Source organism: Streptomyces omiyaensis, assembly GCF_014650895.1.
GTDB lineage: Bacteria > Actinomycetota > Actinomycetes > Streptomycetales > Streptomycetaceae > Streptomyces > Streptomyces omiyaensis.
This window is the reverse complement of sequence record NZ_BMVV01000007.1, coordinates 20310-46439: the sequence shown is the minus strand read 5'-3', so window position 1 is coordinate 46439 and position 26130 is coordinate 20310. Positions and strand designations below refer to the sequence as shown.

29 protein-coding genes are annotated in these 26130 nt (G+C 75.4%); 12 read left to right on the top strand and 17 right to left on the bottom strand.

Annotated elements, in window-relative coordinates:
* Nucleotides 1-47 precede the first annotated feature (47 nt).
* A complete protein-coding gene (locus IE287_RS13715) occupies nucleotides 48-1733 on the bottom strand; it encodes a serine/threonine-protein kinase (RefSeq protein ID WP_189849295.1) in 1686 nt (561 codons plus the stop codon).
* A 98-nt stretch (nucleotides 1734-1831) separates the two neighbouring features.
* On the opposite strand from IE287_RS13715, the gene IE287_RS13710 reads away from it, so the two are divergent.
* The 3 genes from IE287_RS13710 (at nucleotide 1832) to IE287_RS13700 (ending at nucleotide 4810) form a co-directional block, all read left to right on the top strand.
* Complete coding sequence (locus tag IE287_RS13710) at nucleotides 1832-2455, top strand: TetR/AcrR family transcriptional regulator (protein WP_189849294.1); 624 nt, start codon at nucleotides 1832-1834, stop codon at nucleotides 2453-2455.
* 289 nt (nucleotides 2456-2744) lie between these two features.
* Nucleotides 2745-3917: an agmatine deiminase family protein gene (locus tag IE287_RS13705; protein ID WP_189849293.1), complete on the top strand. Its 1173-nt coding sequence runs from the start codon at nucleotides 2745-2747 to the stop codon at nucleotides 3915-3917.
* A 23-nt stretch (nucleotides 3918-3940) separates the two neighbouring features.
* On the top strand, nucleotides 3941-4810 hold the full coding sequence (locus tag IE287_RS13700) for a DUF4436 family protein (RefSeq protein WP_189849292.1): 870 nt from the start codon (nucleotides 3941-3943) through the stop codon (nucleotides 4808-4810).
* Nucleotides 4811-4912: 102 nt separating this feature from the next.
* Here the strand turns inward: IE287_RS13700 and IE287_RS13695 are convergent, their stop codons facing one another.
* The 6 genes from IE287_RS13695 to IE287_RS13670 form a co-directional block, all read right to left on the bottom strand.
* Nucleotides 4913-5617, bottom strand: a complete 705-nt coding sequence (locus IE287_RS13695) for a DUF6230 family protein (protein ID WP_189849291.1) — start codon at nucleotides 5615-5617, stop codon at nucleotides 4913-4915.
* The gene (locus IE287_RS13690) at nucleotides 5614-6258 is read right to left on the bottom strand and encodes a hypothetical protein (protein ID WP_189849290.1); all 645 of its coding nucleotides are present in this window, start codon (nucleotides 6256-6258) and stop codon (nucleotides 5614-5616) included. The genes IE287_RS13695 and IE287_RS13690 overlap by 4 nt, the downstream gene beginning before the upstream one ends.
* A complete protein-coding gene (locus IE287_RS13685; RefSeq protein ID WP_189849289.1) occupies nucleotides 6255-6671 on the bottom strand; it encodes a DUF6114 domain-containing protein in 417 nt (138 codons plus the stop codon). Before IE287_RS13685 ends, IE287_RS13690 begins: the two co-directional genes overlap by 4 nt.
* Nucleotides 6665-7450, bottom strand: coding sequence for a DUF6230 family protein (locus IE287_RS13680; protein ID WP_189849288.1), 786 nt, complete (start codon nucleotides 7448-7450; stop codon nucleotides 6665-6667). The genes IE287_RS13685 and IE287_RS13680 overlap by 7 nt, the downstream gene beginning before the upstream one ends.
* Nucleotides 7447-7962 carry a DUF6114 domain-containing protein gene (locus tag IE287_RS13675; protein WP_189849287.1) on the bottom strand — a complete coding sequence of 172 codons (516 nt, stop codon included), beginning with the start codon at nucleotides 7960-7962 and terminating at the stop codon, nucleotides 7447-7449. Before IE287_RS13675 ends, IE287_RS13680 begins: the two co-directional genes overlap by 4 nt.
* Before the next feature lie 120 nt (nucleotides 7963-8082).
* Complete coding sequence (locus IE287_RS13670; RefSeq protein ID WP_189849286.1) at nucleotides 8083-8763, bottom strand: DUF6230 family protein; 681 nt, start codon at nucleotides 8761-8763, stop codon at nucleotides 8083-8085.
* A gap of 295 nt (nucleotides 8764-9058) precedes the next feature.
* Here IE287_RS13670 and IE287_RS13665 point away from each other — a divergent pair, with 295 nt between their 5' ends.
* Complete coding sequence (locus IE287_RS13665; RefSeq protein ID WP_189849285.1) at nucleotides 9059-9676, top strand: TetR family transcriptional regulator; 618 nt, start codon at nucleotides 9059-9061, stop codon at nucleotides 9674-9676.
* A 27-nt stretch (nucleotides 9677-9703) separates the two neighbouring features.
* Here the strand turns inward: IE287_RS13665 and lepB are convergent, their stop codons facing one another.
* Both lepB and IE287_RS13655 read right to left on the bottom strand, forming a co-directional pair.
* Nucleotides 9704-10315 carry a signal peptidase I gene (lepB, locus tag IE287_RS13660; protein WP_189849284.1) on the bottom strand — a complete coding sequence of 204 codons (612 nt, stop codon included), beginning with the start codon at nucleotides 10313-10315 and terminating at the stop codon, nucleotides 9704-9706.
* Between the two features lie 115 nt (nucleotides 10316-10430).
* Nucleotides 10431-11531: an AraC family transcriptional regulator gene (locus IE287_RS13655; RefSeq protein WP_189849283.1), complete on the bottom strand. Its 1101-nt coding sequence runs from the start codon at nucleotides 11529-11531 to the stop codon at nucleotides 10431-10433.
* Between the two features lie 248 nt (nucleotides 11532-11779).
* Here IE287_RS13655 and IE287_RS13650 point away from each other — a divergent pair, with 248 nt between their 5' ends.
* Nucleotides 11780-12196, top strand: coding sequence for a Rieske (2Fe-2S) protein (locus tag IE287_RS13650; RefSeq protein ID WP_189849282.1), 417 nt, complete (start codon nucleotides 11780-11782; stop codon nucleotides 12194-12196).
* Between the two features lie 328 nt (nucleotides 12197-12524).
* Here the strand turns inward: IE287_RS13650 and IE287_RS13645 are convergent, their stop codons facing one another.
* The gene (locus IE287_RS13645) at nucleotides 12525-13199 is read right to left on the bottom strand and encodes a cysteine hydrolase family protein (RefSeq protein WP_189849281.1); all 675 of its coding nucleotides are present in this window, start codon (nucleotides 13197-13199) and stop codon (nucleotides 12525-12527) included.
* 131 nt (nucleotides 13200-13330) lie between these two features.
* Here IE287_RS13645 and IE287_RS13640 point away from each other — a divergent pair, with 131 nt between their 5' ends.
* Nucleotides 13331-13798 carry a pyridoxamine 5'-phosphate oxidase family protein gene (locus IE287_RS13640; protein WP_189849280.1) on the top strand — a complete coding sequence of 156 codons (468 nt, stop codon included), beginning with the start codon at nucleotides 13331-13333 and terminating at the stop codon, nucleotides 13796-13798.
* Between the two features lie 195 nt (nucleotides 13799-13993).
* Here the strand turns inward: IE287_RS13640 and IE287_RS13635 are convergent, their stop codons facing one another.
* A complete protein-coding gene (locus tag IE287_RS13635; RefSeq protein WP_189849279.1) occupies nucleotides 13994-14896 on the bottom strand; it encodes a LysR family transcriptional regulator in 903 nt (300 codons plus the stop codon).
* Nucleotides 14897-14969: 73 nt separating this feature from the next.
* Between IE287_RS13635 and IE287_RS13630 the strand changes: the two genes are divergently transcribed.
* Nucleotides 14970-16025, top strand: a complete 1056-nt coding sequence (locus tag IE287_RS13630) for a DMT family transporter (RefSeq protein WP_189849278.1) — start codon at nucleotides 14970-14972, stop codon at nucleotides 16023-16025.
* Nucleotides 16026-16237: 212 nt separating this feature from the next.
* Here the strand turns inward: IE287_RS13630 and IE287_RS13625 are convergent, their stop codons facing one another.
* The gene (locus IE287_RS13625; RefSeq protein WP_189849277.1) at nucleotides 16238-17572 is read right to left on the bottom strand and encodes an aminotransferase class I/II-fold pyridoxal phosphate-dependent enzyme; all 1335 of its coding nucleotides are present in this window, start codon (nucleotides 17570-17572) and stop codon (nucleotides 16238-16240) included.
* 47 nt (nucleotides 17573-17619) lie between these two features.
* On the opposite strand from IE287_RS13625, the gene IE287_RS13620 reads away from it, so the two are divergent.
* Nucleotides 17620-18324: a pyridoxamine 5'-phosphate oxidase family protein gene (locus IE287_RS13620; protein ID WP_189849276.1), complete on the top strand. Its 705-nt coding sequence runs from the start codon at nucleotides 17620-17622 to the stop codon at nucleotides 18322-18324.
* 11 nt (nucleotides 18325-18335) lie between these two features.
* Nucleotides 18336-18983, top strand: coding sequence for an FMN-binding negative transcriptional regulator (locus IE287_RS13615; protein ID WP_189849275.1), 648 nt, complete (start codon nucleotides 18336-18338; stop codon nucleotides 18981-18983).
* 70 nt (nucleotides 18984-19053) lie between these two features.
* Here the strand turns inward: IE287_RS13615 and IE287_RS13610 are convergent, their stop codons facing one another.
* The 3 genes from IE287_RS13610 to IE287_RS13600 all read right to left on the bottom strand — a co-directional run bounded on the left by IE287_RS13610 (nucleotide 19054) and on the right by IE287_RS13600 (nucleotide 21953).
* Entirely contained in the window at nucleotides 19054-20064 is a 1011-nt protein-coding gene (locus IE287_RS13610; RefSeq protein ID WP_229883472.1) for a DMT family transporter, read from the bottom strand.
* Between the two features lie 193 nt (nucleotides 20065-20257).
* A complete protein-coding gene (locus IE287_RS13605) occupies nucleotides 20258-21262 on the bottom strand; it encodes an EamA family transporter (RefSeq protein ID WP_189849274.1) in 1005 nt (334 codons plus the stop codon).
* A gap of 91 nt (nucleotides 21263-21353) precedes the next feature.
* Complete coding sequence (locus IE287_RS13600) at nucleotides 21354-21953, bottom strand: Clp protease N-terminal domain-containing protein (protein WP_189849273.1); 600 nt, start codon at nucleotides 21951-21953, stop codon at nucleotides 21354-21356.
* 195 nt (nucleotides 21954-22148) lie between these two features.
* On the opposite strand from IE287_RS13600, the gene IE287_RS13595 reads away from it, so the two are divergent.
* Together IE287_RS13595 and IE287_RS13590 are read left to right on the top strand one after the other, a co-directional pair.
* Nucleotides 22149-22370, top strand: a complete 222-nt coding sequence (locus IE287_RS13595; protein WP_189849272.1) for a hypothetical protein — start codon at nucleotides 22149-22151, stop codon at nucleotides 22368-22370.
* A gap of 70 nt (nucleotides 22371-22440) precedes the next feature.
* Nucleotides 22441-22869: a type II toxin-antitoxin system Rv0910 family toxin gene (locus tag IE287_RS13590; protein WP_189849271.1), complete on the top strand. Its 429-nt coding sequence runs from the start codon at nucleotides 22441-22443 to the stop codon at nucleotides 22867-22869.
* 67 nt (nucleotides 22870-22936) lie between these two features.
* On the opposite strand, the gene IE287_RS13585 is transcribed toward IE287_RS13590, so the two are convergent.
* Nucleotides 22937-23566, bottom strand: coding sequence for a PadR family transcriptional regulator (locus IE287_RS13585; protein ID WP_189849270.1), 630 nt, complete (start codon nucleotides 23564-23566; stop codon nucleotides 22937-22939).
* 366 nt (nucleotides 23567-23932) lie between these two features.
* Between IE287_RS13585 and IE287_RS13580 the strand changes: the two genes are divergently transcribed.
* Nucleotides 23933-24382 (top strand): DUF2199 domain-containing protein, encoded by a 450-nt coding sequence (locus IE287_RS13580; RefSeq protein WP_189849269.1) that lies wholly within the window; start codon nucleotides 23933-23935, stop codon nucleotides 24380-24382.
* Nucleotides 24383-24530: 148 nt separating this feature from the next.
* On the opposite strand, the gene IE287_RS13575 is transcribed toward IE287_RS13580, so the two are convergent.
* Nucleotides 24531-25892: a tetratricopeptide repeat protein gene (locus IE287_RS13575; RefSeq protein ID WP_229883494.1), complete on the bottom strand. Its 1362-nt coding sequence runs from the start codon at nucleotides 25890-25892 to the stop codon at nucleotides 24531-24533.
* Nucleotides 25893-26130: the final 238 nt, after the last annotated feature.

Sequence of the window (26130 nt, the reverse complement as noted above, 5' to 3'; positions counted from 1 at the left end):
CGCGGAGCCCGTGGCGGCGTGCCCACCCGCCCGCGCGGCCGCCCGGCCTACTCCCGGCGGTAGTGCTCGAAGGCGGCGGTGACCGGACCGCCGTCGGCCCCGGCCTCGACGAGCCACACCACGACGAGGTCCCGGCCGTCCGCGCCGCGGATGCAGAAGGGGCGCTCGTCGGCCAGGTCCGCGAAGGCGATCCGGGTGACCGGCTCCGTGTCGACGCCCCGCACGCAGGCGGCGGGGCCGAGCTCGTCCCCGTCGGCGACGTAGGCGTCGCTGTCCTCGGGCAGGACGAACTCCGACCGGTCCCGCGCCAGGTACCAGTCGGCCGTGTCGGCCGGCACGACCTTCCGGGCCCTCAGGTCGAACTCGTAGCTGTCGTCCGGGGCGGTGAGCGCGACCTCCTGGCCGACCCGCGCGTAGGCGGCGTCCCGGCCGGCCCCGGGCGGCGGGCCGAGGAGGTACACCGCGCCGCCGGCCGCCGCGACGGCGGCGCACGCGGCGAGGAGCCACACGACGGGGCGGCGGCGCCGTCGCGGCGCCCGGCGCGAGGAGGCCGCCGCGCGCCCGCCACCGGTCCGCGCGGGCGGCTCCGCAACCCCCGGGCCCCCCGGATCCGGGACGGACACCGGCACCGGGGCCGGTCCCGGTCCCGCGGTCGGCACCGGGATCGGGAACGGGACCGCCGCGGGCGCCGGAGTCGGGATCGCCGCGGGCGCCGGGAACGGGACCGCCGCGGGCGCCGGGAACGGGGCCGGTGACGCGAGGGTGGGCCGGGCGTGGGCCGGCGCCGCCGTGGACGGCGCGGACACCGGACCGGAACCCGTACCCCGCCCCGCCGCCATCTCGCTGCTGATCGACCACGGCAGCCAGCCCTCCCCGAACTCGGGGCACGGTCCCACCAGGGGGTGGGCGTGGACGGCCGCGATCAGGTCCGCCGGCGCCGGGCGGTCCTCGGGCCGCTTGGCGAGGCACCAGGCCAGCAGGGGGCGCAGGCCCTGCGGGACGCGCGCGAGGTCGGGCTCCTCGTGGACCACCCGGTAGAGGGCGGCCGACTCCGGTCCCGCCCCGAAGGGCGCCTCGCCGCTCACCACGTACGCGATGAGGGCGCCGAGCGCGAAGACGTCGGTGGCGGGCGAGACCGGGCCGCCCAGCGCCTGCTCGGGGGCCATGAAGGCCGCGGTGCCGATCCGCAGGCCCGTGCCGGTCAGCGCGACGGCGTCGGCGGCCCGCGCGATGCCGAAGTCGATGACCCGGGGTCCGTCCTCCGCGATGAGGACGTTGGCGGGCTTGAGGTCGCGGTGGACGACGCCGGCCCGATGGATCGCCTCCAGGGCCTCGGCGACGCCGGCGAGGAGCATGAGGACGGTGCGCTCCGGGAGCGGCCCGTGGCGCCGGACCACCTCGTGCAGGGAGGGCCCCGGCACGTACGCGGTGGCCAGCCACGGGGTGGGGGCGTCCACGCCCGAGGCCACCACCTGTGCGGTGAACAGGCCGTGGATGCGCTCGGCGCTGGCCACCTCCTGCGCGAACCGCAGCCGGAACCCGGGGTCCCCCGCGAACTCCTCCCGCACCGCCTTCAGGGCGATGGGCCGGCCGCCGGGGGTGTGCGCCAGGTACACCACGCCCATGCCGCCCGAGCCCAGCCGCGCCTGGAGGCGGTAGCCGCCGATCTCTCGCGGGTCGTCGGCCGTCAGCGCCGCGTGGGCGGGCTGGGCACCGGAAAGCTGAGCGGACATGCGGGGCTCTTTCGACGAGGTGGAACGGGCACGCGGGCCGGCCGCGGGTCGAGGGACGCAACGGGCGCATCGTGCATCTAACTAAAGATTCAGTCAACATGCGACACTGGCAGCTCACACCGCCCAGGAGGGGATCACACGTGGCGACGGACCGCCGAAACGCCATTCTGGAAGGCGCCGCCCGGGTCATAGCCCGGCGAGGAGTGCGCGGACTGCGCATGGAGGAACTGGCCTCCGAAGCGGGGGTGTCCACCGCGCTGATCTACTACCACTTCAAGGACCGGGCCGGCGTCCTGCGGCACACGCTGGAGTTCATCAGCGACCGGGCCGACCGCTACACCTCCGGCGAGGACGGCGCCGAGGTCCCGTACGACCCCCGGCAGGAACTGGAGCGGTCGCTCCTCCTGGAGTTCCAGGACGCCCCCGAGGTCCGGGAGAACAGCACGGCGTGGGGCGAACTGCGTGCCAGCGCGGTCTTCGAGCCCGAGTTGCGCGGCGACCTGGCCAGGGCCACGCTGACCTGGATCCACGATGTCGCGGACCTCCTGGGCGGCATCCGGCCGACGGCTCCCGCGCCCGCCCTCACGGCCTCCGCGGAGCGGCTCACCGGCCTCCTGGAGGGGCTGAGCACGCGCTGGCTCAGCGGCGCGCTCCCCCTGCCCCACGCCCGCGAACTGGTGAAGGAGGCGGTCACCATCGAGATCGAGCGCCTGAGCCGCTGACGGTGGCGGGGCCGGAGCAGACCCCGCCCGCGGCGGTGCGACCGGAGGCGCGCCCCCGTCGGCGGCGGTGCGACCGGAAGCGCGCCCCGCCCGCCACGGCGGGCCCGGAAGCAGGCCCCGCCGACGGCGGTGAGACCGGAAGAAAGGGCCGAGGGATTTGACTGAATATTCAGTCAGTGCCAGAGTGGCGACACGACGGCCTCATCGGGCCCGGCGCTGCCAGGGATTCAGGAGCCTGTCCGTGCACCCTGTTGACCTGGGTCCCGCCCCCACACGATCGGAGACCTCGATGTCCGACTTCCGCCCCTCCCGCCGCTCCGCCCTGCGGGTGCTCGCCGGGATCGGCGCCCTCGCCCTCGGCTCCACGGCGTGCGGTCCGAACGACCCCGGCCCGTCCGGCGCCGCCGCCGCCACCGGCTCCGCGCCGGGCGCGGCGGCCGGCACCGACGCCGACCGCCGCCTCGGCGCCGAGTGGGAGAGCCACGCCCGCACCTTCATGTCGTGGCCCGCGCTGGAGTCCGTCTGGGGCGAGGACCTGCCCTACGTGCGGAAGGACATCGCGCGCGTGGCCCGGGCCATCGGGGAGTACGAGTATGTCGTGATGATGGCCCGTCCGGACCAGGTGGCCGCCGCCCGGAAGGCGTGCGGCAGGGACGTCGAGGTCATCCCGCTCGCCGTCGACGACCTGTGGGCCCGCGACACCGTCCCCGTCTTCGTCGAGGAGGGCGGGAAGGTAGTCGGCGTCGACTTCAACTTCAACGGCTGGGGCGGCAAGCAGGTCCACGGCAACGACGGCCAGGTCGGCCGCAAGCTGCTCGCCGAGTACAAGATCCCCCGCGAGCAGGCGCCCCTCGTCGCCGAGGGCGGCTCCTTCGAGACGGACGGCGAGGGCACCCTCCTCGTCACCGAGAGCTCGATCGTCAACGACAACCGCAACCGGGGCAAGAGCCGTGCCCGGATCGAGGCGGAGCTCAAGGAGCTCCTGGGCATGGAGAAGGTGATCTGGCTGAAGGGCGTGCGCGGCGAGGACATCACCGACGCGCACGTCGACAGCCTCGTCCGCTTCACCGCGCCCGGCGTGATCCTCCTGGACCGCGCCTTCCCCGGCATGCCCGCCGACTCCTGGTCCCGCTCCTCCGACCAGGCCGCGGCCGTGCTGGGCGAGGCGACCGACGCGAAGGGCCGCCCCTTCGAGGTCATCGACCTGCCGCAGCCCGACCCCGACCGGATCAGCGGCTACAGCGACGACTTCCTCTCCACGTACGCGAACTTCTACATCGGCAACGACGCGGTGTACATGCCCAAGTTCGGCGATCGGAAGGCCGACGACCGCGCCCGCGGCATCCTCCAGGAGCACTTCCCCAAGCGGGACGTCGTCCAGGTGAACATCGACACCATCGCCACCGGAGGCGGCGGCATCCACTGCGCCACCCACGACCAGCCCGGCAAGCCGGTCGACTGACCCCGCCTCCGAGGAGAGTCCCCTTGGCCACCACCCGACGCCGCGGACCCGCCCGCGGCGGCCTGCCCCCCGCCGCGCTCGCGTGCCTCCTGATCGCCGCGGCCATCGCCCTCGGCGTCTGGGTCCAGTTCGGCGAACGCCAGTCCCAGGACACGGTGCACGCCGTGGGCGGCACCAGCCCCGACCGGGTGGACGTCCGGGCCTCGGTCCAGCGCGTCGACGCCGCCGGCCGGGAGCTGGTCCTGCGCGTCCTGGTCACCCCGCGGGGGGAGCTGGCCGAGGCCGGCGGCGTCTCGCCGACCGAGGACCTGACGCTGCAGACCTCGACGTCCACCCGGGGCGACCTGTCCTTCGAGGCGCACGGCCGGATCGCGACCAAGGACCTGCCCGTCACGCTGACGGGCGGTTCGATCACCGACTACCCCTTCGACTCCTACGACGCGGCGATCGAGTTCAGCGCCGTGCAGGGCGGCGAGCGGGTGCCCGTCCACATGACGCTCACCAACGCCGACGCGCTCTTCTCCGCGCGGGTGGAGACCGCCGAGGAGGGCGGGGCCGTCTTCGCCGACGTCGCGCTCGGCCGCTCCGACAGCGTCCTCGTCTTCGCCGTCTTCATGATGATCGCCATGTGGGCCCTGGCCGTCTCGGTGCTGACCGGCGCGTGGTTCCTCGTCACCGGCCGGAAGGGACTGACCTGGCCCGCCCTCGGCTGGATGGCCGCCACGCTCTTCGCCCTCGCGGCCTTCCGGAACACCGCGCCCGGCTCGCCGCCGATCGGCAGTCTCCTGGACTACGCGGCGTTCCTGTGGGCCGAGATCGTGGTCGCCCTCTGCCTCGTCACCGTGGTCGTGACGGGCTTCCGGGCCGAACGCCGCACCCCCGAAGGGGAGTAGACCGCTCCGCGAAGGCGGGAGACGACTCCGCGAGGGCCCCGCCGGGCAGGGATCCGGCGGGGCCCTCGCGGAGTCCCGGGGCACCGCAGCCGCGGGCGTGCCTCACGGCGTGCCGGGCGTCCCGACGGGGGCGGCGGGGGCCGGGCAGGCGACGGAGCCGGGCTTCACGGAGAGCTTGAGCCGCGGCGTGGTGAGCAGCCCGGGTATCTGGAAGTCCTGCGCGGTGCCGGTGATGCGGTCGAACTTGGCGTAGCGGGCCTGGATGCCGAAGCGGTGCTGCGGGGCGCCCAGCGGGTTGGGCACGTAGGCGCCGGCGGGGTCCTTGACGGTGCGGACGTCGGCGCCGTTGACGTTGAGGTCGACGACGCCGTCCATGTCGAGTTCGCCGGTGGCGTTCCTGAGGTCGAGGACGGTGTTCCTGGTGCGGATCTCCCAGGATCGGGGGTCGTCGTCGCCGAGGGTGAGCAGCAGGGTGTACGTGGCTCCGCCGATCTGCTGGCGCCGGCTCAGGCAGAGGCCGTTGAGGACGCCGTCGGCGAAGCCCATCCGCAGCACCCGCACGCTGCCGGGGGTGCCGTCGGGCCGCACGGTCTCCTGGTCGACGACGGCGGCGCCGTACTGCGTCCCGTAGAGGCTGCTGGTGGTGAAGTCGACGGGCCGGTCCTGGATGCGCAGGCCGACGGCGAGCGCCCCGGTGGCCATCGCCGAGCCCGTCACGCCGGCGGCGAGGAGGGCGGGGAGGGCGACGGCGAGGGCGCGCCACCCGTGGGTGCGGCCCTCGGGCCGGCGGGGGTGAGGGCGGCTCATGGCGTGGTCACCGTGATCGTTCCGGGCAGGTGGACGGGGTTGTCGGTGGAGTCGAGCTCCGCGTGGTCGTCGACGGTCCTGATGGCGTAGATGTCGCCCGCGAACTCCTCCGCCCCGGCGGTCAGCGGGATGAGCGAGCCGAAGAAGTCGAGCAGTCCCTGGACCCCGCAGATCTTGAACAGGACCCGGACGCAGACCTGGGTGATGTTCCCCCACATCGTGGTGGTCTCCGGCTTGCCGGCGCTGTCGTAGCCGCCCAGGGAGCCCTCGTCCGGCACGTCGATGACGAGGGTGTGCCCGTCGGCCCGCTGGGTGACGTTCATGTGCGAGCGGATCTGCAGCTTGGTGAAGGTGTACTTGTTGGTGACGCGGGTGGTGCCGTCGGAGAGCCGGATGGTGACGCCCTTCTCGACGGTCAGGGAGACGGCGACCATGCTGTCGATCGTCACGTGGAGCGGGTGGGGGCTGGGCAGGAACGGTACGCCGAGCGGTTCCACGGCGGCCGCCGGCCGGCCGGCGGCGCTGCTCGGCCGTCCGGAGGCGAGCGCGGTGGCGACGGCGAGCAGCAGCGCCGCCACGACCGCGAGCGCCTTGCGCCGCCCCCGCGTCCCGCCCGCCGGGGCGTCCTCCCCGCGCGTCACGCCTCCACCGCCTCGGGTGCGGCTCCGGGAGCCGGGGGGCCGGCGGCGCGGGGGCGTCTGGGGCCCCAGCCGACCGTCATCGAGCCGCCGAGGATGCCGAGGACCATGCCGACGAGGAAGCCCCCGAGGTTGGAGACGACCAGCGAGACCACGGCGAGGACGCAGCCGATGAGGCCGAAGGTGTAGCGCTGGCCGGGGGCGGCCAGCGGGATGAGCCCGCACAGGATCATCCCGCCGCCGACCAGGTAGCCGGCGATGCCGCCGAAGCCGGTGGAGACGATGAGCTGCACCGAGCTGAGGGAGAACTTGAGCACGGTCCAGCCGCCGGCCACCAGCCACACCCCGCCCCAGAAGGGGCGGGTGCGACGGAAGGCCCGGAACCACGCGTACGCCGCCCGCGCCCGCCTCAGCATGTGGTGGCCTTTCCGGCGACGACCTTCAGCCGCAGGTCGGGCAGGACCAGCGCCCCGGCCATCTCGGCGTCGTACGCCGTGGCGTTGAGGCCGTGCAGCTTGATGGAGCTGCCGCCCTCGCCGCCGGCCGAGCCGAGGCCGAAGCCGCCGGGGAGCGCGCCGGTGAGCGGTTTTCCGGCGACGGTGACCTGGTCGGCGGACTGGCCGAGGACCGCGTTCTGGAGGGTCGTGGGGCCGTACGCCTGGAGTTCGGTCGCCTGGATGTACAGGTTCGAGGCGTCGATGTCGGTGGTGAAGGAGGCGGGCGGGGTCGCCGTCACCCTCTGGCCGCCGGTGAGCAGGAGGGAGTACGGCACGCCCGCGATCGTCTGGTGGACGATCCCGCACAGCCCGGCGAGGCCGGCGCTGGCGAACCCGACACGCGCCATCGCGGTGTCGGTGGTCGTGGTGCCGTCCGGGCGGCCGACGGCGGGGGTGTTGACGATGGCGCCGAAGCCGGAGCCCGAGACGCCGTTGGAGGTGAGGGTGAACGGCTGCCCGGTGACGCTGAAGTTGGCGGCGAGGGCGCCCTGCGCGAGGGCCGCGCCGAGTGCGCCGACGGCGAGGCAGGAGGGGACGAGGGCGAGGGCGCCCCGGCCCCAGCGGGTTCCGCGGCGGGTGCCGTCGGCGGCTTCGGCGAGCATCCGGGCGTTCCAGTCGGCGGTGGCGCGGGCGCCGTGCGCGCCGAGCCGGGCGAGCGGGCCGCCGGCCTTGCGGCGGGCCGCGTGGAGGGGGTTCATGCGGAGCCGCTCCCCAGGGGTGCGGGGGACCCGGGGGCCCCGTCGGTGGCGCGGGCACGGCGGAGGAGGCCGCGGCGCCCGGTGGGCTTCTCGGGCAGCCAGCCGAAGGCCATGGCGCCGCCGAGGACCGACAGGGCCATGCCGACGAAGAGTCCGCCGAGGTTGGAGAGGGGGAAGGAGGCCACGCCGGCGATGACGGCGATGGTTCCGGCGGTGTGGCGCTGGCCGGGCAGGAAGAGGACGAGCAGGGCCATCGCCATGATGACGACGCCGCCCGCCATGCCGGCGATGCCTCCGACGCCGACCTGGAGGATCCTGCCCAGCGGGGCCATCGGCAGGAAGAAGATCACGAAGCCGCCGAGGGCGGTCCACAGCGCGGCCCAGAACGGCCGGGTGCGGCGCCACCGGCGGAAGGCCAGGCGGGCGCGGGCGGGGGCGGAGCGCGGCGCCCCGCCGGTGGTGCCGGGGGCCGCTCCGGTGCCGTCGGGGGCGGGCGGGTCGGTGGTCGTCACGGGAGCCTCGCAGGGGCGTTCGGGAGTGGGCGGGCGGCCGGTCCGGGACGGTGCGCCCCGCGGTGGCGCGCCGTCCCGGTCCGGGTCGTGCGGTGGTGCTCGTGCGGTGCGGAGGGGATGTCAGCAGCCCGTGTTGCCGTGCTTGATGGCGATCGCGAGGTCCGGCAGCGTGATGGCTCCGGCGATCGTGGCGCCGTTGGCGTCGGCGCTCAGGTTGCTGATGTCGGTGCGGCCGCCGGTGGCGTCGAGGCCGAACTGGCCGGCGGCGCCGTCCTTGATGCCGGTGGCCTTGATGCCGTCGCCGTCGGCCGCGGCACCGATGACGTTCGGGGTGGCGTCGCTGGCGTTCAGGGTGGCCGTGGCCGCGTTGAGCGCCTGCGCGTCGAGGATGAGCTTGTTGGCCTGGAGCCCTGCGCCGTTGACCAGCTGGTCGCTGGTGAGCGGGGTCTGGGCGGCGGGCGAGGAGATGTTGAGCGACCAGGTGCCGAGGCTGCCGATCACCGGGAGGTCGACGGACTGGGTGGCGTGCACGCAGATCCCGTCGAGTCCGGCCTTGGCGATGCCGACCTGCGCGGCGCCCTTGGCGCCGCCGGCGTCGATGGTGTGCATGACCGCGCCGATGCCCTGCGGGGCCGCCACCGTCTTGGAGCTGAGGGTGAACGGCACGCTGGTCAGGGAGAGGTTCGCCGCGAGGGCGCCCTGGACCATCGCGGTGGCCATGGCGGCGACCGCCGCGCAGGCGGGGACGGCGAGGAAGGCCGATCTGCGCCAGCGGGTGACGCCTCTGGGCTCGTTCTGCATGAGGGTTCTCCAACCGTTGGTCCGCGCGGATGGCGCGGGGTGGATGGCGGACAGCCGTCCGTCCCGGGCCGGGGCCGGGGACGGCGGACACTCTCGGACTGCCCGTTCGAGAATTGGACACTACGAGAAGTTGTGTCAATAGAACGGACAGACTTGGGAGTTCTGACGCGGTGCGGAGCGGAGCCGGGCACACCGAAGCGGGTGCGGCAGCGCCGGGGCGGGGGCGCGGGAGCGGCCGGGACGGGGGCGCGGGAGCGCCGGTGGAGGGGGCGGGGCGCTGCTCTAGGCTGGCGCGATGGCACGCTTCAGGGAGACGGTCCGGACACTGCTGCGCGAACGCCTGCTGGACGCCGCCTTCGCCCGCGTCGCGGAGCACGGCTTCGCCCGGCTGCGGATGGCCCACCTCGCCGGTGACGTGGGCGTCAGCCGGCAGACGCTGTACTCCGAGTTCTCCTCCAAGGAGGCCGTCGGGGAGGCCCTCTTCCGCCGCGAGCTGGAGCGCTGCCTCGTCGGCATCCAGCAGGCCCTGGACGCGCACCCGGACGACCTGCGCGCGGCCGTGGAGGCGGCCGTCTCCTTCACCCTGACGCTGGCCGGGCGCAACCCGCTGATCAGGGCGATGCTGACCAGCGCGGGCGAGGACGGACTGCTCCCCCACCTGACCACCCGGTCGGCCGCCGCCTTCGAGCTGGCGACGACCACGGCCGGCGCGTACGTGGCGGAGACCTGGCCCTCGGTCGACCCGGTCGCGCGCGATCTGGCGGTGGACGCGGCGGTCCGCCTGACGGCGAGCCACGTCGTCCAGGCCGCCGCCTCGCCGGAGGAGTCGGCCCGCCGGATCGCGGACACGGTGGTGCGGGTCGCCCTCGGCACCGGCACGGGCCGGCCGCCGGCGGGGACGGTCCCGGGCTGAGCCCGGAGGGGCGCCGGCCGGCCCCCTCTACGGCGGCCGCGGTCCCGCGTACTCCTCCAGGACGGGCCGGTTGCCGAGGCCGGGCGCCGCCGAGACGGGGTAGGCGCGCAGCCCGACCCGGCCCTCGACCCGGTCGATCGCGCCCCAGCCGTACTGCCGGGAGTCGTCGGACAGGTCGGGGTTGTCGCCCAGGTAGAAGAAGCGGCCCTCGGGCACGGTCCGCAGTTCCGCGCGCGCCGACCCGGCGCCCTCCGCCGAGCAGCACGCACCGGCGCGGTGGGCCCGGTCGGCCCACTGGGCGGCGACCACCCGGCGGACGGGTCCCGTGCCGCCCTCCTGGAGCAGCACCTGGAAGGGCTCCGTGCCGGTCGACGCGATCGCCACCCGGTCGCCGGGCACGCCGATCACCCGTTTCACCATGAGGGCGTCCTGCCGTCCGCCGCGCAGCAGGACGACGTCGAAGCGGCGCACCCGGCCCTCCGAGCCCGGCGAGACGAGGATCCGGTCGCCCGGGCGCAGGGTCGGGTCCATGCTGGACCCGTCGACCCGGACGCCGAGGGCGGTGACGGCCACTCCCGCGAGCAGGCAGAGCAGGGCGCCGGTCCCGAGAAGGACGCCGAGGACGCGGCCGGTTCTCATCGGCGGCCCCTTCCGCGACTCCTTCGGCCGGGGTGCGGTACGGCCCCGGACCGGTCGAATTCGGTCATGGCCGGACGGTAGGACGGGCGGCGGACGGCGGCTGTGACCGTACCGCTCAGCCTTGTTGACCGCGCGTCAACAAGCGCTCCGGGCCGGGTACGGGGAGGGAGCCGCGGTCGCGGAGCCGGTAGGCGCGGGGGGTCTCGCCGGTCCAGCGGCGGAAGGCCCGGTGGAAGGCGCTGGGTTCGGAGAAGCCGAGGCGGCGGGAGAGCCGTTCGATGGAGACCCGGCCCGCGGCGAGCTCCGCGAGGGCGTGGTCCCGCCGCACCTGGTCGCGCAGCCGCTGGTACGTGGTGCCCTCGGCGGCCAGTTGGCGACGGAGGGTCTGCGGGCTGACCGAGAGCCGCTCGGCGAGCTCCTCCGGCGTGGGGACGGGCCCGGCGGGCAGCGACCGGCCGATGAGGTGGCGCACCCGTCCGGTGGCGGTGCTCCCCCACTCCGAGCAGACGAGCATCCCGTCGGGGGCGCGGCGCAGGAAGTCCCCGAGGGCGTCCGCGTCCCGCAGGACGGGTCCGTCGAGGTCGGCGCGGTCGAAGACGGCCGCGGTGCGCCCGGCGCCGAAGACGCAGGGGGCGCCGAAGAGGAGGGCGTACTCGGCGGCGTGGCGGGGCTCGGGGTGGGCGAACTCGACGCGGCGCAGGCCGATCCGGCGGCGGACCAGCCAGCCGGCGAAGCGGTGGGCGACCAGGACGGTGGCCTCGGCACCGAAGTGGAGGGGGTCGTCGTACCCGGAGACGTCGAACTCCAGCCGCGCCTCGTCGGGGCCCTCCGCGCCCCCGGCCGGTGCGGCGGGCTCGACGAGCCGGAAGCTCGGGCCGCCGGGGAAGAGGGAGTAGAAGGTCTGCGCGCGGCGCAGCGCCTCGCGCAGGTCCCGGCTGCCGTGGACGACGACGTGACCCATCATCGCGAAGGTGCCGACCCGGGTAGGGGCTCCGGCGAAGCCGATCAGTTCGTCGTCGAGGGCCGCCCAGACCATCCGGACGAGCCGTCCGAAGCGGCGGGAGGACACCCGGTCCGGACCGGCGGCTCCCGCGAGCAGCTCGGGCGGCAGGCCGGCGCGGGCGAGCAGCGGCGCGGCGGCCAGGCCGCGCCGTTCGGCACCGAGCGCCACGGCCCGCACGTGGTGGGCGTGGACCGACCCCGCCGCCGTCCGCATGCCGTCGCCTCCGTTCCGGCGTCGCCGGTCCTCCGCCGGATCCTCGGCGCGCTTGACACTTCACCCGTCGGTTGTCCAGGTTCGGACACTCTAATGCGAACTGTCAGGCGATCGGGGTGAGTCTGCGCCGAACGGGGCGTACGTCACAGCAACTGCGTCTACCGTCGCCTGCGGAACACATCGGCGGGACATCGGGACGGGTGCGGGGCGGCCGCGGTGCGCGGCGCCCGCGCGGGAGAGGGGCAGGCATGAGCGGAGTGGCACGGCGGACCGTGGTGGCGGCCGGCGGTGCGGGACTCGCGTCGGCGGCGCTGGCCGCGTGCGGGGGCACGAACGCCGAGGGCGACGGCGGCACCGGCGGCGCGGACGGGGCCGCGGAGGCTCCGCTCGCGAAGACGGGGGACATCCCCGTGGGCGGCGGGAAGGTCCTGGCGGACCGGGGAATCGTCATCACCCAGCCGAAGGCCGGGGAGTTCAAGGCGTTCTCGTCGAAGTGCACCCACCAGGGGTGCGCGGTGAGCGAGGTGAAGGACGGCGTGATCGTCTGCCCGTGCCACCAGAGCCGGTTCGACATGTCGGACGGCAGCGTGACCTCGGGCCCGGCGACGTCGTCGCTGCCGCCGGAGCCGATCGAGGTCAAGGGCGACGAGATCTCCTTCGGCTGACCTCCCGCCCGCCTAGGGCCTGTCTGACCATTGGCGTCGGATCAGGCCGGGTCGTTCGGTGCGTGCGATCGGCGTGCGGCCGGGGCGCCCTCGGTCGGGGTCTCCCCTGCTCGAGCGAAGCCGAGAGCTCGGGGAAGGAGCTACTTGGGCGTTTCGGCCGTGCGGCATGGGGGCACCTCCCGTGCCCGAAGGGCTACGGGGGAGTGCGTGCCGGGCGGGCCGGACACGACGGGAAGGGTCAGACAGGCCCTAGGGGCGCCTTGCCGATCGCGCCGGGCTCGCGGTGGCCGGCACCGCTCCCCGATCCGGCCTGATCGACAAGACGCCCCTAGGGCCGGGCGGCGGCCGGACGCCTGGGCGCCTTCCAGGCGGCCAGCAGGTCGTCGGTGGTCGCGATGGTGGCGACGAGGGCGAGGGTGTTGCGGATCATCGCGGGGGTGTAGTCGGCCGGCACCCCCGCGATGGCGTCCCGGGGCACGACGACGGTGTAGCCGAGGTTCACGGCGTCGAAGACGGCGTTGGGCACGGCCACGTTGGCGGAGACGCCGGTCACCACGAGGGTCCGGCAGCCCAGGTTGCGCAGCAGCGCGTCCACGTCGGTCCCGGCCAGCGGGGACAGGCCGTGCAGCCGTCGCACCACCAGGTCCTCGTCGGCCACCTGGATGGGTTCCGCGATGCGTACCGCCGTGGAACCGCTGTGCTGTTGCACGGGGAGCCGGGCGGCGGCGCGGAAGAGGCGCGCGTTGTCGTTGGAGCCCCGCCCGTCGGGGCGCCGCTCGGCGACGGCGTGGAGGACCTGCACGCCGGCGCCGTGGGCGGCGTCGACCAGCCGCGCCACGTTGGCCAGGGCGCCCGACTTCCGGGCCACGGCGGCGAGCTCGGGCAGGGCGCTCTCCGTCCCGACGACGCCCTGCTGGCACTCGATGGTGAGCAGCACGGCCGAGTCCGGGTGCAGCCTCTCCTCCAGTTCCTCGCGCCGGCCCGCGGTTCCCCCTCGGCCCATGGCCTCCGCCCCTCCTCGGCCCGTCGTTCCGCTCCCGCTCATCTCTCCCCCTCGTTCGTGCCCCTTGCACCGGCGTGGACGCGCACCCATGATTTCTGACGTCTCATCAGAAATCTAGAAGGGGGCGGACGATGACCGTCGCGCAGCGCCGTGGACGCCGGATCATGATGACCCCGGAGGAGCTCGACTCCTTCCTCGCCGAACAGCGCACCTGCCGGGTCGCGACCGTCTCCGCGGACGGCCGGCCCCATGTGAGCGCGCTGTGGTTCGCGTGGGACGGCACCTCGCTCTGGCTGTACTCGCTGACCCGCAGCCGCCGCTGGGCCGAGCTGCGCTCCGATCCGCGGCTCTCCGTCCTCGTGGACGACGGCGAGGAGTACGGCGAGCTGCGCGGGGCCGAGCTGTCGGGGACGGCCGTCTTCGTCGGCGAGGCGCCGCGCACCGGCGAACCGTGCCCGGAACTCGACGCGGTGGAACGCCTCTTCGCCGCGAAGAACTTCGGTCTGGACGCCATGCCGCACGACGGCCGGCACGCCTGGCTCAGCCTGACCCCGGACGCCGTCGCCTCCTGGGACTTCCGCAAGCTCGGCGGAGCGTAGCCCGCGCGGACGCCCCGCCCGCCCCGCCGGTCCGGCACGCCCGCCACCCGGTCCGGCACGCCCGCCACCCGATCCGACGCGGACCCGGCACCCGATCCGACGCGGACCCGGCACCCGACTCGGCGGGCCCGCCACCCGCCCCGGGGAGGGGATCCGCCCCGGCTCCCCCCGACTCCCCGACTCCGCCGGGCCCGCTCACCCCGCGTGCGGGAGTCCCGCCTCCCGCAGCGCCTCGACGACCGCGCGCAGCGAGGGGCGGCGGCCGGCGTCGGTGCGCCAGGTGGCGTAGATGTGCCGGCGCATCTGCTGCCGTACGGGGACGCAGACGACGCCGTCCGGGTGCGGCCGGCCGAGCCGGGGGGTGACGCAGACGCCGAGCCCGGCGGCGACGAGCGCGAGCTGGGTGTGGTGCTCGCCCGCGAAGTGGGCGATGCGCGGCTCGATGCCCTGGGAGCGGAGGGTGAACATCAGCCAGTCGTGGCAGAACTCGCCCTCCGGCCAGGAGACCCACTCCTCGTCGGCGAAGTCCTCCAGGTCCACCGCCTCCCGCCCGGCGAGCCGGTGCCCGGCGGGCAGGGCGACGTCCGCGGCGTCGTCGAGGAGGTGGGCCCGCTCCAGCTCCCCCGGGACCGGCGCCCGCCGATTGCTCCAGTCCAGGACGATCGCGAGGTCGGCGTCGCCCCGCATCACCGCCCGCACGCCCTGCTCGGGCTCGAACTCGGCGGTGCGGACCCTGAGGTCGGGGTGGCGGGCCCGGAGCGAGGCGAGGGCGGCGGGGAAGAGGCCCCGGGCGGCGGTCGGGAAGCCGACGAGCCGGACCTCGCCGACGACCTGGCCGCGCTGGGCCTCGATGTCGGCCTGGGCGAGCTGGACGTGGGAGAGGATCCGGGCGGCGTGCTCGGCGAGCAGCAGCCCCGCGTCGGTGAGCCGCACCCCGCGCCCGTTCTTGGCGAGGAGCCGCTGGCCGACCTCCCGCTCCAGCTTGGACAGCTGCTGGGAGACGGCGGAGGTGGTCACGTGGAGCCCGTCGGCGGCGCCGCTGACGGAGCCGTGCCGGGCGACGGCGTCGAGGGTGCGCAGGCGCTCCAGGTTCAACATGTAAGCAATGCTAAGGGAAGGGGTCGAGACAATCTCGCTTGTTCTACGAGATCGGGCCGGTCACCCTGAGTGCATGAGCCACGCAGCCGCCCCCGCCCCCGGACCCTCCTCGCCCGCCGTCCCACCCTCCCCCTCCGCCCCTTCCCCGCCGTCCCCCTCCCCCGGCTCCCGCCGCCTCCGCGCGCGCCTCCTCGACTGGCGGGTCCGCTTCGGCGTGCTGGCCCTCGTCTGGGGCTTCAGCTTCCTGCTGATCAAGGTCGGCACGGAGGGCTTCGCGCCCTTCCAGGTGGCCTTCGGCCGGCTGCTGTTCGGCACGGCGGTGCTGGCCGTGGTGCTGCTGGTGAAGCGGGACCGGCTGCCGCGCGGGGCGCGCACGTGGGGGCACCTGGCGGTGGCGGCGTTCCTGCTCAACGCACTGCCGTTCTCGCTCTTCGCGTACGCGGAGCTGACGATCCCGTCGACGCTGGCGGGGATCTGCAACGCGACGACGCCGCTGTGGGGCATGGTCCTGTCGCTCGTGGCGCTCTCCGAGGACCGGCCGACCCGGGTGCGCGCGGCGGGCCTCGGCATCGGCTTCATCGGCGTCCTGACGGTCCTCGGCGCGTGGCAGGGCTTCTCCGGCCTGGACGTGACGGGCACGGCGCTGGCGCTGCTGGCCTCGTTCAGCTACGCGGTCGGCTGGATCTACGTCCGCCGCACCCTGAGCGGCACGGGCGCCTCCCACCTCTCGCTGGCGACCGGCCAGGTCGGCGTGGCGACCCTGCAACTGGCCCTGGTCACCCCCTTCTTCACCACGCTCCCGGACTCCGTGGAGCTTCTGCCGCTGCTCTCGGTGATCGCCCTGGGCGCCCTGGGCACCGGCTACGCGATGCTGCTGCAGTACGGCGTGGTCGCGGAGGTCGGCCCGACGACGGCCTCCATGGTCACGTACTTCATCCCCGTCATCGCGACCGCCGCCGGCGTGGCCTTCCTCGACGAGCACCTCGCCTGGAACACGCCGGTGGGCGCCGTGGTGGTCCTCCTGGGCGCCGCCCTCACCCAGACCCGCGCGTCCTCCCGGAGCGCCGCCCCGTCCCGGACGGCCCCGTCCCCGGCCGAGGCTCCGCGGAGGACCCCGGCCCGCACCTGACGCCCGGCCGCGGACCCGGGACGACCGGCCCCGGGCCCGGAGGGGCGCCGGCGGCGCCCCGGGACGACCGCTCGGCCCCGCCGTCCCCGGCCCCGCCCCGGGGCAACCGCCCGACCTCCCGGGCAGGTGCCCCCGTCCCAGCGCCGCGTGCGGCGGCCCCCCGGGGCAACCGCCCACCCGTGCGGCGACGGCCCGCCCCACGGGTCGCCCCGTCAGCCGTAGCTGCGGGCGGGTGCCGACGCCGCCGCCGCGGCCACGGCGTCGGCCAGGGGGGCGATGTCGTCGGGGGAGAGGGGGGAGACGGTGAGCCGGACGGCGGGCCCGGTGGCGATGCGGAAGCGGGCGCCGGGCGCGACCGCCCAGCCGGCGGCGAGGAGGCGGGCGACGGCACCCGTTTCGTCGGCGACCGGCACCCAGACGTTCATGCCGCTGCGGCCGTGCGCCTCGACGCCCCGCCGGGCGAGCGCGCGGACCAGCGCGTCGCGCCGCTCCCCGTAGGCGTCGGCGACGGCCTCCGGGTCGACGGCGTCCGTGGCCCACAGGTGGACGACGGCCTGCTGGAGGAGACGGCTGACCCAGCCGGGGCCGAGGCGCTGCCGCCCGAGCACGCGGTCGACGGTCTCGGGGTCGCCGGTGAAGGCGGCGATCCGCAGGTCGGGGCCGTAGGCCTTGGCGACCGAACGGACCAGCGCCCACCGGTCGGTGACCCCGGCGAGCGGCCGCAGCCGCCGGGTGACGATCCCGTGGCCGTGGTCGTCCTCGACGAGCAGCACGCCGGGGTGGTCGGCGAGGACCCGGCGCAGCCCGGCCGCGCTGGCGGCACCGAGGCAGGCCCCGGTGGGGTTCTGGGCGCGGTCGGTGATGATCACCGCACGGACCCCGTCCCGCTCGATCGCGCGCCGGACGTGGTCCGGGAGCGGCCCGTCGTCGTCGACGGCGACCGGCACGGGCCGGAGGCCGAGCGCGGGCACGAGGTCGAGGAGGCTGCCCCAGCCGGGGTCCTCGACGGCGACGGCGTCACCGGGCCGCAGATGGACGGCGAGGACCCGTTCGATGGCGTCGAGCGAGCCGGAGGCCACGCCGACCGGCCCGTCGGGGACGCCGTCGGCGTCGAAGGCGGCGCGCGCGAGCCGGGCGAAGTCCGGGTCGAGGGGGGCCTCCCCGTAGAGCCCGGGCCGCTCGGCGTACCGCCGGGCCGCCTCGGCGAGCGCGGGCCCGAGCGGCGGCAGCAGGGCCGGATCGGGGTTGCCGCCGCTGAGGTCCCGGACGCCGGGCGGCGCCTCGACGCGCAGCGATCCCCGGGCGGTGGTGGCGGGTCGCGGGCGCACCCGGCTGCCGCGCCGGCCGTCGGTCTCGATGACCCCGCGCTCGCGCAGGGTCCGGTAGGCGGCGGCGACGGTGTTGGGGTTCACGCCGAGGTCGGCGGCCAACTCCCTCATGGGCGGCAGGGATCGGCCCGGCTCCAGGGCCCCGGAGCCCACTCCCCGCTCGACGCTGGCGGCGATCTCCGATGCGCGACGGCCTTCGATCCGATACTCTCCTAGCACAAACCAGATTATGCACTAGTGCAATGAGGGACGCAAGGGGACCCGCCATGAGCACCACGACCACCGCCGCGCGGAGCGGCGCCGCGTACACCCCCACCGAACGGACCGTGCCCACCCGGGCCCGGCAGCGCGCCTCGTACGACCGCGCGCTCGTGCACGCGATCCTCGACGAGGGGTACGTCTGCCACCTCGGCTTCGTGCGGGACGGCGCGCCGGTCGTGCTGCCCACCCTCTACGGCCGGGTCGGCGAGCGGCTGTACGTCCACGGCTCCACCGGCTCCCGCCCGCTGCGCATGGCCGGCGCGCGGTCCGCCGGCCCCGGCGCCGGGGCGCCCGGCCTCCCGGTCTGCCTCACGGTCACCCACCTCGACGGCCTGGTCCTGGCCCGCTCGGCCTTCCACCACTCGCTCAACTACCGCTCGGTCGTCGTCCACGGCACGGCCCGCCAGGTCACCGACCCCGACGAGCTGCGCACCGCGCTCGACGCCCTCGTCGACCAGGTCGTCCCCGGCCGCTCCGCCGACTCCCGGCCCGCGAACGCCAAGGAGCTGGCCGCCACCGCCGTCATACGGCTCGACCTGGAGGAGGTCTCGGCCAAGGTCCGCACCGGCGGACCCCACGACGACGCCGAGGACCTGGCGCTGCCGCACTGGGCCGGCGTGGTCCCGGTCGCCCCGCGCACCGGCGTCCCGGTGCCGTCGGCCGACCTGGACCCGGCGGTCGCCCTGCCCGGCTACCTGACCGCGCCCTGAGGAGGACCGGCATGCTCGTCCATCCCTGGGACGCCCCCGCGGACGACGCCGAGTGGCGCGCGTGGCTCGCCCGCCACGACTTCGGCCAGCTCGCGGTCAACGGCCTGCCGGGCGACCCGCCCTGGGTGCAGCCCGCGCACTTCCGGTACGAGGCGGAGCCGGGCCCGTACGGCCGCGTCCTGCTCCACCTCGCCCGCCCCAACCCGCTGTGGAGCGCCCTGGAGGCCGACCCCCGGGTGCTGCTCAGCGTGGTCGACGACTACGTCTACGTCCCCGGCACCTGGACGGCGCCGGAGGGCGCGCCCGCCGCGCACGGCACGCCGACCTCGTACTACGCGGCGGTGCAACTGCGCTGCACCGCGCGCGTGGTGGACGACCCGGCGGAGAAGGCCGAGCTGCTGAACCGGCAGGTCGCGCACTTCCAGCCGGAGGGCGGGACCGCCCCCGTCGTCCCCGGCGAGGTCCCGTTCGGCCGGATGCTCCCCGGCATCCGGGGTCTGTGCCTGGAGGTGACGGAGGTGCGCGCGAAGTTCAAGTACGCGGGCAACAAGCCGGCCGGGGTGCGGCGCCGGGTCGCGGACCGGCTCGCCGAGCGGGCCGGTCCGGGCGACCTCGCCGCCCGGACCCACCAGCTGCGCCGGCTGGCCTCCGAGGAGTGACCCGGCCCGGCCGCACCGGGTCCCGGAGGTGCTCCGCCGATCGGGCCGGACCCGATCGGCGGAGCACCTCCTACGCGGCGGCCGGCTCCGCGCTCCTGCGCCGTTCCGCCGCCGTGCGCGCCTCGGCGAGGGCGAGCCCGGTGACGGCCGCGAGCAGCAGCACCGTGCCGAGGACCGTCGCCGCCGTCAGCTCCTCGCCGAGCAGGGTGACGGCGAGGAGCGCCGCGCTGACCGGCTCCAGGAGCATGATCACGGAGACGGTCGCGGCCCGGACGACCGCCGCCCCGGCGAAGTACAGGGCGTAGGCGAGGGCCGTCGGGATCGCCGCCACGTACAGCAGGAGGAGGAGCAGCCGGACGAGGTCCTCGGTGTGCGGCAGCAGCCCCTCGACCACGGCCAGGGGCAGCACGACGAGGGCCGAGACGCCGAAGGTCCACGCGGTGCTCGCGAGGGAACCGGCCGCGCCGGCGCCGCTGCGCCCGAGCCGGCGGGTGAGCAGGGTGAGGGAGGCGAATCCGGCGGCCGAGAGCACCGCGTACCCGACGCCCGCGAGCCGCACCTCCGCTCCCCCGCCGCCCAGGACCAGCACGGCGAGCCCGGCGAGCGCGCCGACGACGGCGGACAGTCCGCCGAGGCCGAGCCGCTCCCCCATGGTGAGGCGGGCGCCGACCGCGATGAGGACGGGACCGGCTCCGAGGGTGACGACGGTGCCGACGGCGAGCCCGGTGGACTCGACGGCGGCGAAGTAGGCGGTCTGGAAGACCGCGAGCCCGACGCCGGTGCCGAGGATCCGGACCAGCCGGGTCCGGCGGGTCTCGGCGACGGGCGCGGCGGCCGTCCGGGGGCGTCCGGGGCGCAGCCGGCGCAGTGCCGGGACGGCGAGGAGCAGGAGGAGTCCGCCGGCGCAGCGCCAGAAGGAGAGGGCGAGCGGTCCCATGTCGCTGTTGCGGAAGACGAGGGAGCCGGCCGCGCCGGCGGTGCCCCAGGCGATGCCGGCGACGACGAGGTAGGCGAGGCTCCGCCCGACGGGCAGGGCGGCGGCGGGGGGCTGCGGGACGGCGAGGGAGTGCGGGTTCGACACGTGGGTTCTCCGGAAGGACGGTCCGTGCGGACGGACCGGGGTGAAGGGTGGTCGCCGGTTCCGCGCGCGGGCGGCGACGGACCGCTCGGGGGCGTGATCGCCCGCCCGAGCCCGGTCGGTCGTCTTCGGGAGAAGGTGCCGCGCGCGCTAGGCGGCGGGCGGCGGAAGAACGGTCGAGTGCATGACCGGCACCCTACGGGGCGCTCCGCCCGCCCGACAACTCCCCCTCGCGCCCCGCGCCGGTGCCCTCCTCGCCGCCGTCGGAGCCCGCGACGGGTCCCCCGGACGCCGGTTTCGGCGCGGCGGACTGGGCGATGAGGGCGCCGGTGAGGACGAGCGCGCCGCCGGCGAGCTGCGGCGCCTCCAGGTGCTCGCCGAGCAGCACCCAGGCGAGGACGGTCGCGACGACCGCCTCCAGGCAGGCGACCACACCGGCGACCTGCGGGGAGAGCCGGCGGACGGAGACGACGCCGGTGACGTACGCGAGGACGGTGGCGATCAGGACGATCCAGCCGAGCAGCAGCCAGGCCGGCACGGAGGTGCCGTCGAGGTCGGCCCGGCCGCCCAGGACGCCGGTGTCCATGGTCCACGGGCGGGCGATCACGGTGAGCACCAGCGCGCCGACGAGCAGTCCGTACGCGATCACCCCGAGCGGGTCGGCCGGTTCGGCCTCGTCGGCGCCCTGGGCGGAGAGCACGAAGTAGCCGACCTGGCAGCAGGCGGCGGCGAGCGCCAGGAGCAGTCCGAGCAGGTCGAAGCCGAGCCCCGACCAGACCTGGACGACGCAGGCGAGGCCGCCGACGGCGAGCACCACGCCGAGCGCGGCGGCACGGGTGACCGGCCGCCGCTGGACGAAGCGGACCCAGCCGAGGACCAGCGCGGGGGCGAGGTACTCGACGAGGAGGGCGACGCCGACAGGGATCCGGGAGAGGGAGGCGAAGTAGAAGGCCTGGACGCCGGCGACGGCGAGGAGGCCGAAGCCGAGGAGGAGGCCGGGCTTGCGGCGCAGCAGGTCCCGGTGGCGCCAGGCCACGGGCAGCATGACGAGCGCGGCGCCGGTGACCCGGAGCCAGACGACGTGGAGCGGGTCGAGGCCCGCCTCGATCAGCGGCTTGGCCGCCACTCCCGAACCACCGAATGCGAAGGCCGAGGCCAGGGCGAGTCCCAGGCCGGCGCTTCTCCCCTGAGACGCGTGCATCGGGCCATGATGACAGGACCCGGTCAGGCGTGTAACCCCCGTCGCACCTGTTGAGACGGCGGTCCGGGCAAACCCCCCGCCGGGGCGGAATTCAGCGTTCCACACCCTCCGGCGGCATCGGGTCCCCGTCGAGGACCCCGGCGCCCCGCGGTGCGAGGACGGCGGCGAGCGCGACGGCGCGGACGCCGAGCGCGGGCGGATCGATCCCGGCGTGGCGCAGCACCTCGCCCGCCCGGCTGCCGGGGTCGGCGGCGAGGCCGGCCAGCAGGTCGAGCCCGTGGGGCTGCGCCTCGCCGCGGGCCGAGGCGCGGCGCAGCGCCTCCTCCAGGGCGGCCGCGGCGGCCGGGGACCAGCGGGAGGCGCGCCGCGCCGTCCCCTCCCCGGCCCGCACGGCGGGCAGCGGGAGCGGGGCGCCCCCGCCCTCGCCGGACCGCTGCCAGCGGAGCCCGTATCCGATGGAGCGCTGGACGAGGTAGCCGAGGACGCGCGCGACCCGCTCCTCGCCGTCGAAGGCGGCGCGGGTCTCGGGGTCGGACTCGACGAGGGCGTGCAGGAGGTGGGCGGTGTCGACCTGGCGGTCACCGTCCCGCAGGGCCCGGCGGCGGGCGGCGGCGAGCACGGTACCGAGCAGCGGCGCGGGCCCGGCCGGGGCCGGGGGCGGGGTGGGGCGCGACGGGACGGAAGGGTGCACCCTTCCACCTCACCAGCCGCGCCCGCGCGGGTCATCACACGGGAGAACCATGTCCGCGTCCCACCGGAGTCGTGCACCCGCGCGCGGCCCCTCCTCCTCGGGGAGGAGATCCGGGCGATTTCCCGTACGGGGCGCGCGCCGCCTTGCCACGCGCCCGGTCGGCAACCACGCGCCGCCCCCGCGCGTCCTCCCTGTGTGTTCTGGATGGTGGGCCTGGCCGCGCGCGACGGCCGGCAGTTCGTGTACCGGGTGTACGCGCCCCGGGAGGCACTGCCGGGCGACCTGTTCTGGGCGGCGTTCCACCGGCACGAGGAGGACGGCGGTCCGCGCGTCCCGGACGCCTTCGACGCGGCGGAGATCTGGTGGATCGGCGGCACGGGACCGGCCGCCGCAGAACTGACGGTTCATCAGTATTGAATGTTCGCGCCCCTGCGGCTACGTTCCGCGACACCAGAACCCAGCGGGCACGCGTGAAGGGGTGGTCGTCATGGCCGAAGTCACCGCGGAGGCACGGATCGAGGCACCGGCCGGGAAGGTGTGGGAACGCCTCACCGACTTCGGCTCGTACGGGGAGTGGAACGCCACCCACACGAACTTCCCGAACGGCGGCCCCGAGACCCTGGCGGCCGGGTCGACGTTCAGCGAGAACATGAAGCTCATGGGCTTCCCGGCCGAGGTGCTGTGGACGGTCGAGGAGCTGGAGGACGGCCGGGTCCTCGCCATCCGGGGCAAGGGCCCGATGGGGGTGATCGTCGGAACCCGCTACTCGCTCGCCGACGAGGGCGCGGCGACGACCCTGCGCATCGACGGCGAGTTCACCGGGGCGGCGGTCTCGCTGATGGCCGGGAAGCTGAAGGACTCCGCGACGGCGGCGCTGAACGAGTCGCTGCGCAAGCTCTCCGGCCTGGTCGCCTGAGCGCACGGACGCGGGAAGGGCCCCCGGCGGCAGGTGCCGCCGGGGGCCCTTCCCCGTCGCCGCGGGCTCAGTGCTCGTCGGCGAGGATGAGGTACAGCTTCTTGCGGGCGTCGTTGATGACCGAGACGGCCTTCTGCCGCTGCTCGGCGCTGCCGGTCTTCCAGACCTGCCCGAAGGCCTCCATCAGACCGAAACCGGCCTGCCGGATCTCGTTGACGGCCTCCCAGTCGACGCCGCGGCCGGCCTCCTCCCAGGGGGCGTCCGGCGCGGCCCCGGCCTCCTCGCGCCCGGCGTCGGTGAGCGAGAAGAGCTTCTTGCCGCCCTCGCTCGCGCTGACGATCAGCCCCTCGTCCTCCAGCATCTGGAGGGTGGGGTAGACCGAGCCGGGGCTGGGCTTCCAGGCCCCGCCGCTGCGCTCGCCGATCTCCTGGATCATCTCGTAGCCGTGCATCGGGCGGTCCTTGAGCAGCGCCAGGATCGAGGCGCGCACGTCTCCGCGCCGCGCCCTCCCCCGGCCGCCGCCACCGCGGCCGCGCCCGAAGGGCCCGCCGCCGGGGCCGCCGAAGCCGGGGCCGAAGGGCCCGAAGGCGGCACGCCGTCCCTCGAAGTCACCCCGCGGTCCGGGCCCGCGGTTCCCGCACCCGGCACCGTGGCCGTGACCGAACTCGTGTCCGTGGTCGTGTCCCTGTGAACGCATCGCAACGCTCCTTCCGTGAGATTCGATCGTTGAACTGTCGCGATGCCTCAACGATATATCGGAACTGTTCGATGGGCAAACGACCGACCCCCCGGGCGACCGAGCTGTCGCGAAGGATCCGGTTCCGCCGGTCCGGCCCGCGGCGAGGCACGGCAGGCTGCGCCCACGAGCCATGGCCCCGTCCCGGGGGGGGGCGAGCGGCCGGCGGACGACGACACCTCGCCGTGGCCGGCCGCTCCGCTGATCGGCGAGGCCCTCGGCGAGGGCGCGGGGTGCCCCCGCGCAGGTGCTCGGTAGGGTCGCGCCACGTCCGACGATCTCGACTTCACGTGCTCATGCTGCGGCGAGCACCACGCGGAGCTCCCCATGAGCTACTCGACGCCGGCCCCTGACGTGTGGGACCCCGGCTTCGCGAGTGATCCGGACTGCCTGCTGTCGTCCGACCAGTGCGTGATCAGGGGCCGGCACTTCTTCATCAGGGGTCTGGTCGAGATACCTGTGATCGGCAGCCAGGACGTCTTCTCCTGGGGCGTCTGGGTCTCTCTGAGCAGGGACAATTTCACCCGCGCTCTTGAGGTGTGGAACACGGAGGGCCGCGAGGCCGAGAAGCCGTACTTCGGCTGGCTCTGCACCGAGCTGCCGTTCTATCCCGAGAGCACCACCCACGTGAAGACCAACGCCCACACCCGACCGGTCGGCGAGCGGCCCTTCATCGAGCTGGAGCCCACCGACCATCCTCTCGCCGTCGAACAGCGCACCGGGATCACGCAGGACCGCGTGCGGGAGATCGCCATGGCCGTGCTCCACCCGGCCTGAAGGCGAGCGTGAGGCGCGACAAGCCCACCATGCCCTCGGCACGATCGGCACGATCGGCACACGGCCTCGCCCTCTCCCCCTCCTGCGGTCGACCGGCCTCGGGGTCGCCGGCCACCGCACTCGACGGCGACCGGAGGACCGGACGGCGTCAGAACGGCGGTTCGTCGGAGTGGAGGCCGGTCCAGGAGGCGTCCGCAGGTGCGACCCGCACGTGCTGCTGGAGGAGTCGTACCGCCTCCTCGACGCGGCCGAGGTCGATGAGAAGCCCGGCCCGCAGCGAGATGTTCTGCTCCGGGAGCCGTTCGAGAACGGCGAGGGCCTCCTCCGTGCGGCCGGCCGCGGCGAGCAGGTCGGACAGGGAACGGGCCGCGTACCAGGCGCCCCCTCCGGAGTGCGTCCGGGCCTGCTCGATCCCCTCGTCGAGCAGACCGCAGCCCGCCATGAGGGAGAGCCGGATCCGGAAGAAGTCCCAGTCCTCCTCGCCGCCGCGCCGCGCCTTGAGGGCGTCGAGGTGGGCCAGGCCGTCGGAGGCCCGGCCGTGGTCGGCGTACAGGGTGCACAGGGTGTCGACCACGTAGTCCTCCGCGCCCCCGGGCCGGTCGGCGAGGGTGCGCACCACCTCGATCGCCTCGTCGACGCGGCGGTGGCGGACGAGGAGTTCGGACAGGGGGACGGCCACGTGCCACAGACCGTCGGGCTCCTCGGCGAACGCCCGGTAGGCGGTGATCGCCCCCTCCACGTCACCGCGCTCCTCCAGGAGCTCGGCCAGGCGCCGCGCGGCGTGCCCGTGGTGCTCGGAGGCCGCGTACGCGCGCAGTTCCCCGATCCGGTCGTGCCTGGCCAGCAGGTCGGCCAGCGCGTCGCGGTCGTTGACCGACGTGATGTCGCGGCGGCGCAGCAGGTCGATCGCCTCCTCGATCCGGCCCTGCCGTTCCCGGACGGCGGCGAGCAGGAGGAAGGCGTTGGACGGTTCGAGGCGGATCCGGTCGCAGTCGGGATCGTCACAGGCCGGAACGGCAGCCGCGATGCGGGCCTCCAGCAGCGCCGCGGCCTCCTCGTCCAGACCGGCGGCTTCGGCCACGTCCACCAGGACCTCGGCGAGCAACCAGTCCGCGATTCCGGGCCGCACCAGCGTGAACGCCTCGGCGGCCCGGCCGTGACGGGCCAGCAGGCGGGCGAAGAAGTCCAGGGCCGGGCGGCCCCCGGTCCGTGCGTGCGGGCGGCACAGCGCGATCGCCTCGTCGGCCCGCCCCCAGCGCTCCAGCAGCTCGGCCCGGGCCCGGACCGCCGGCCACCAGCCCGTCGCGACGTACGGCGCGAGCACCTCCAGCGCCCGGGCGTGCTCCTGCCGGTCCCCCAGCAGCCGCGCCCACTCCAGCGCGCAGAACCACTCCCCGCGTCCGGCCTGCGTCTCCACCTCCCGCTCGTGCCCGAGCGCGAGCAGGCGAGCGACCAGCGACGGGGGGACGCAGCCCGACTGCGTCCGGGTCCGGTAATCAAGATCGTCCATGTCCACGGGTCCGGACCCTAGCCCCCGCCTCCGACACCACCACCGCCACCGCCCCCGCCACCGAGCGGGCGAGCAGGCGGAGTCCAGGGGCGAGGCCCTGGGGCTCGATGCCTCCGGCCCTCCCCGTGGATGGTCTGCGGCTCGCAGGAATCGGCCGGCGGCGAGCTGGTACGGGACCGGGGAGCGTGCACCCGGGCCGGCTCGCCGTTCGACGGCCAGGTGCGTTTCGAGCACGCCG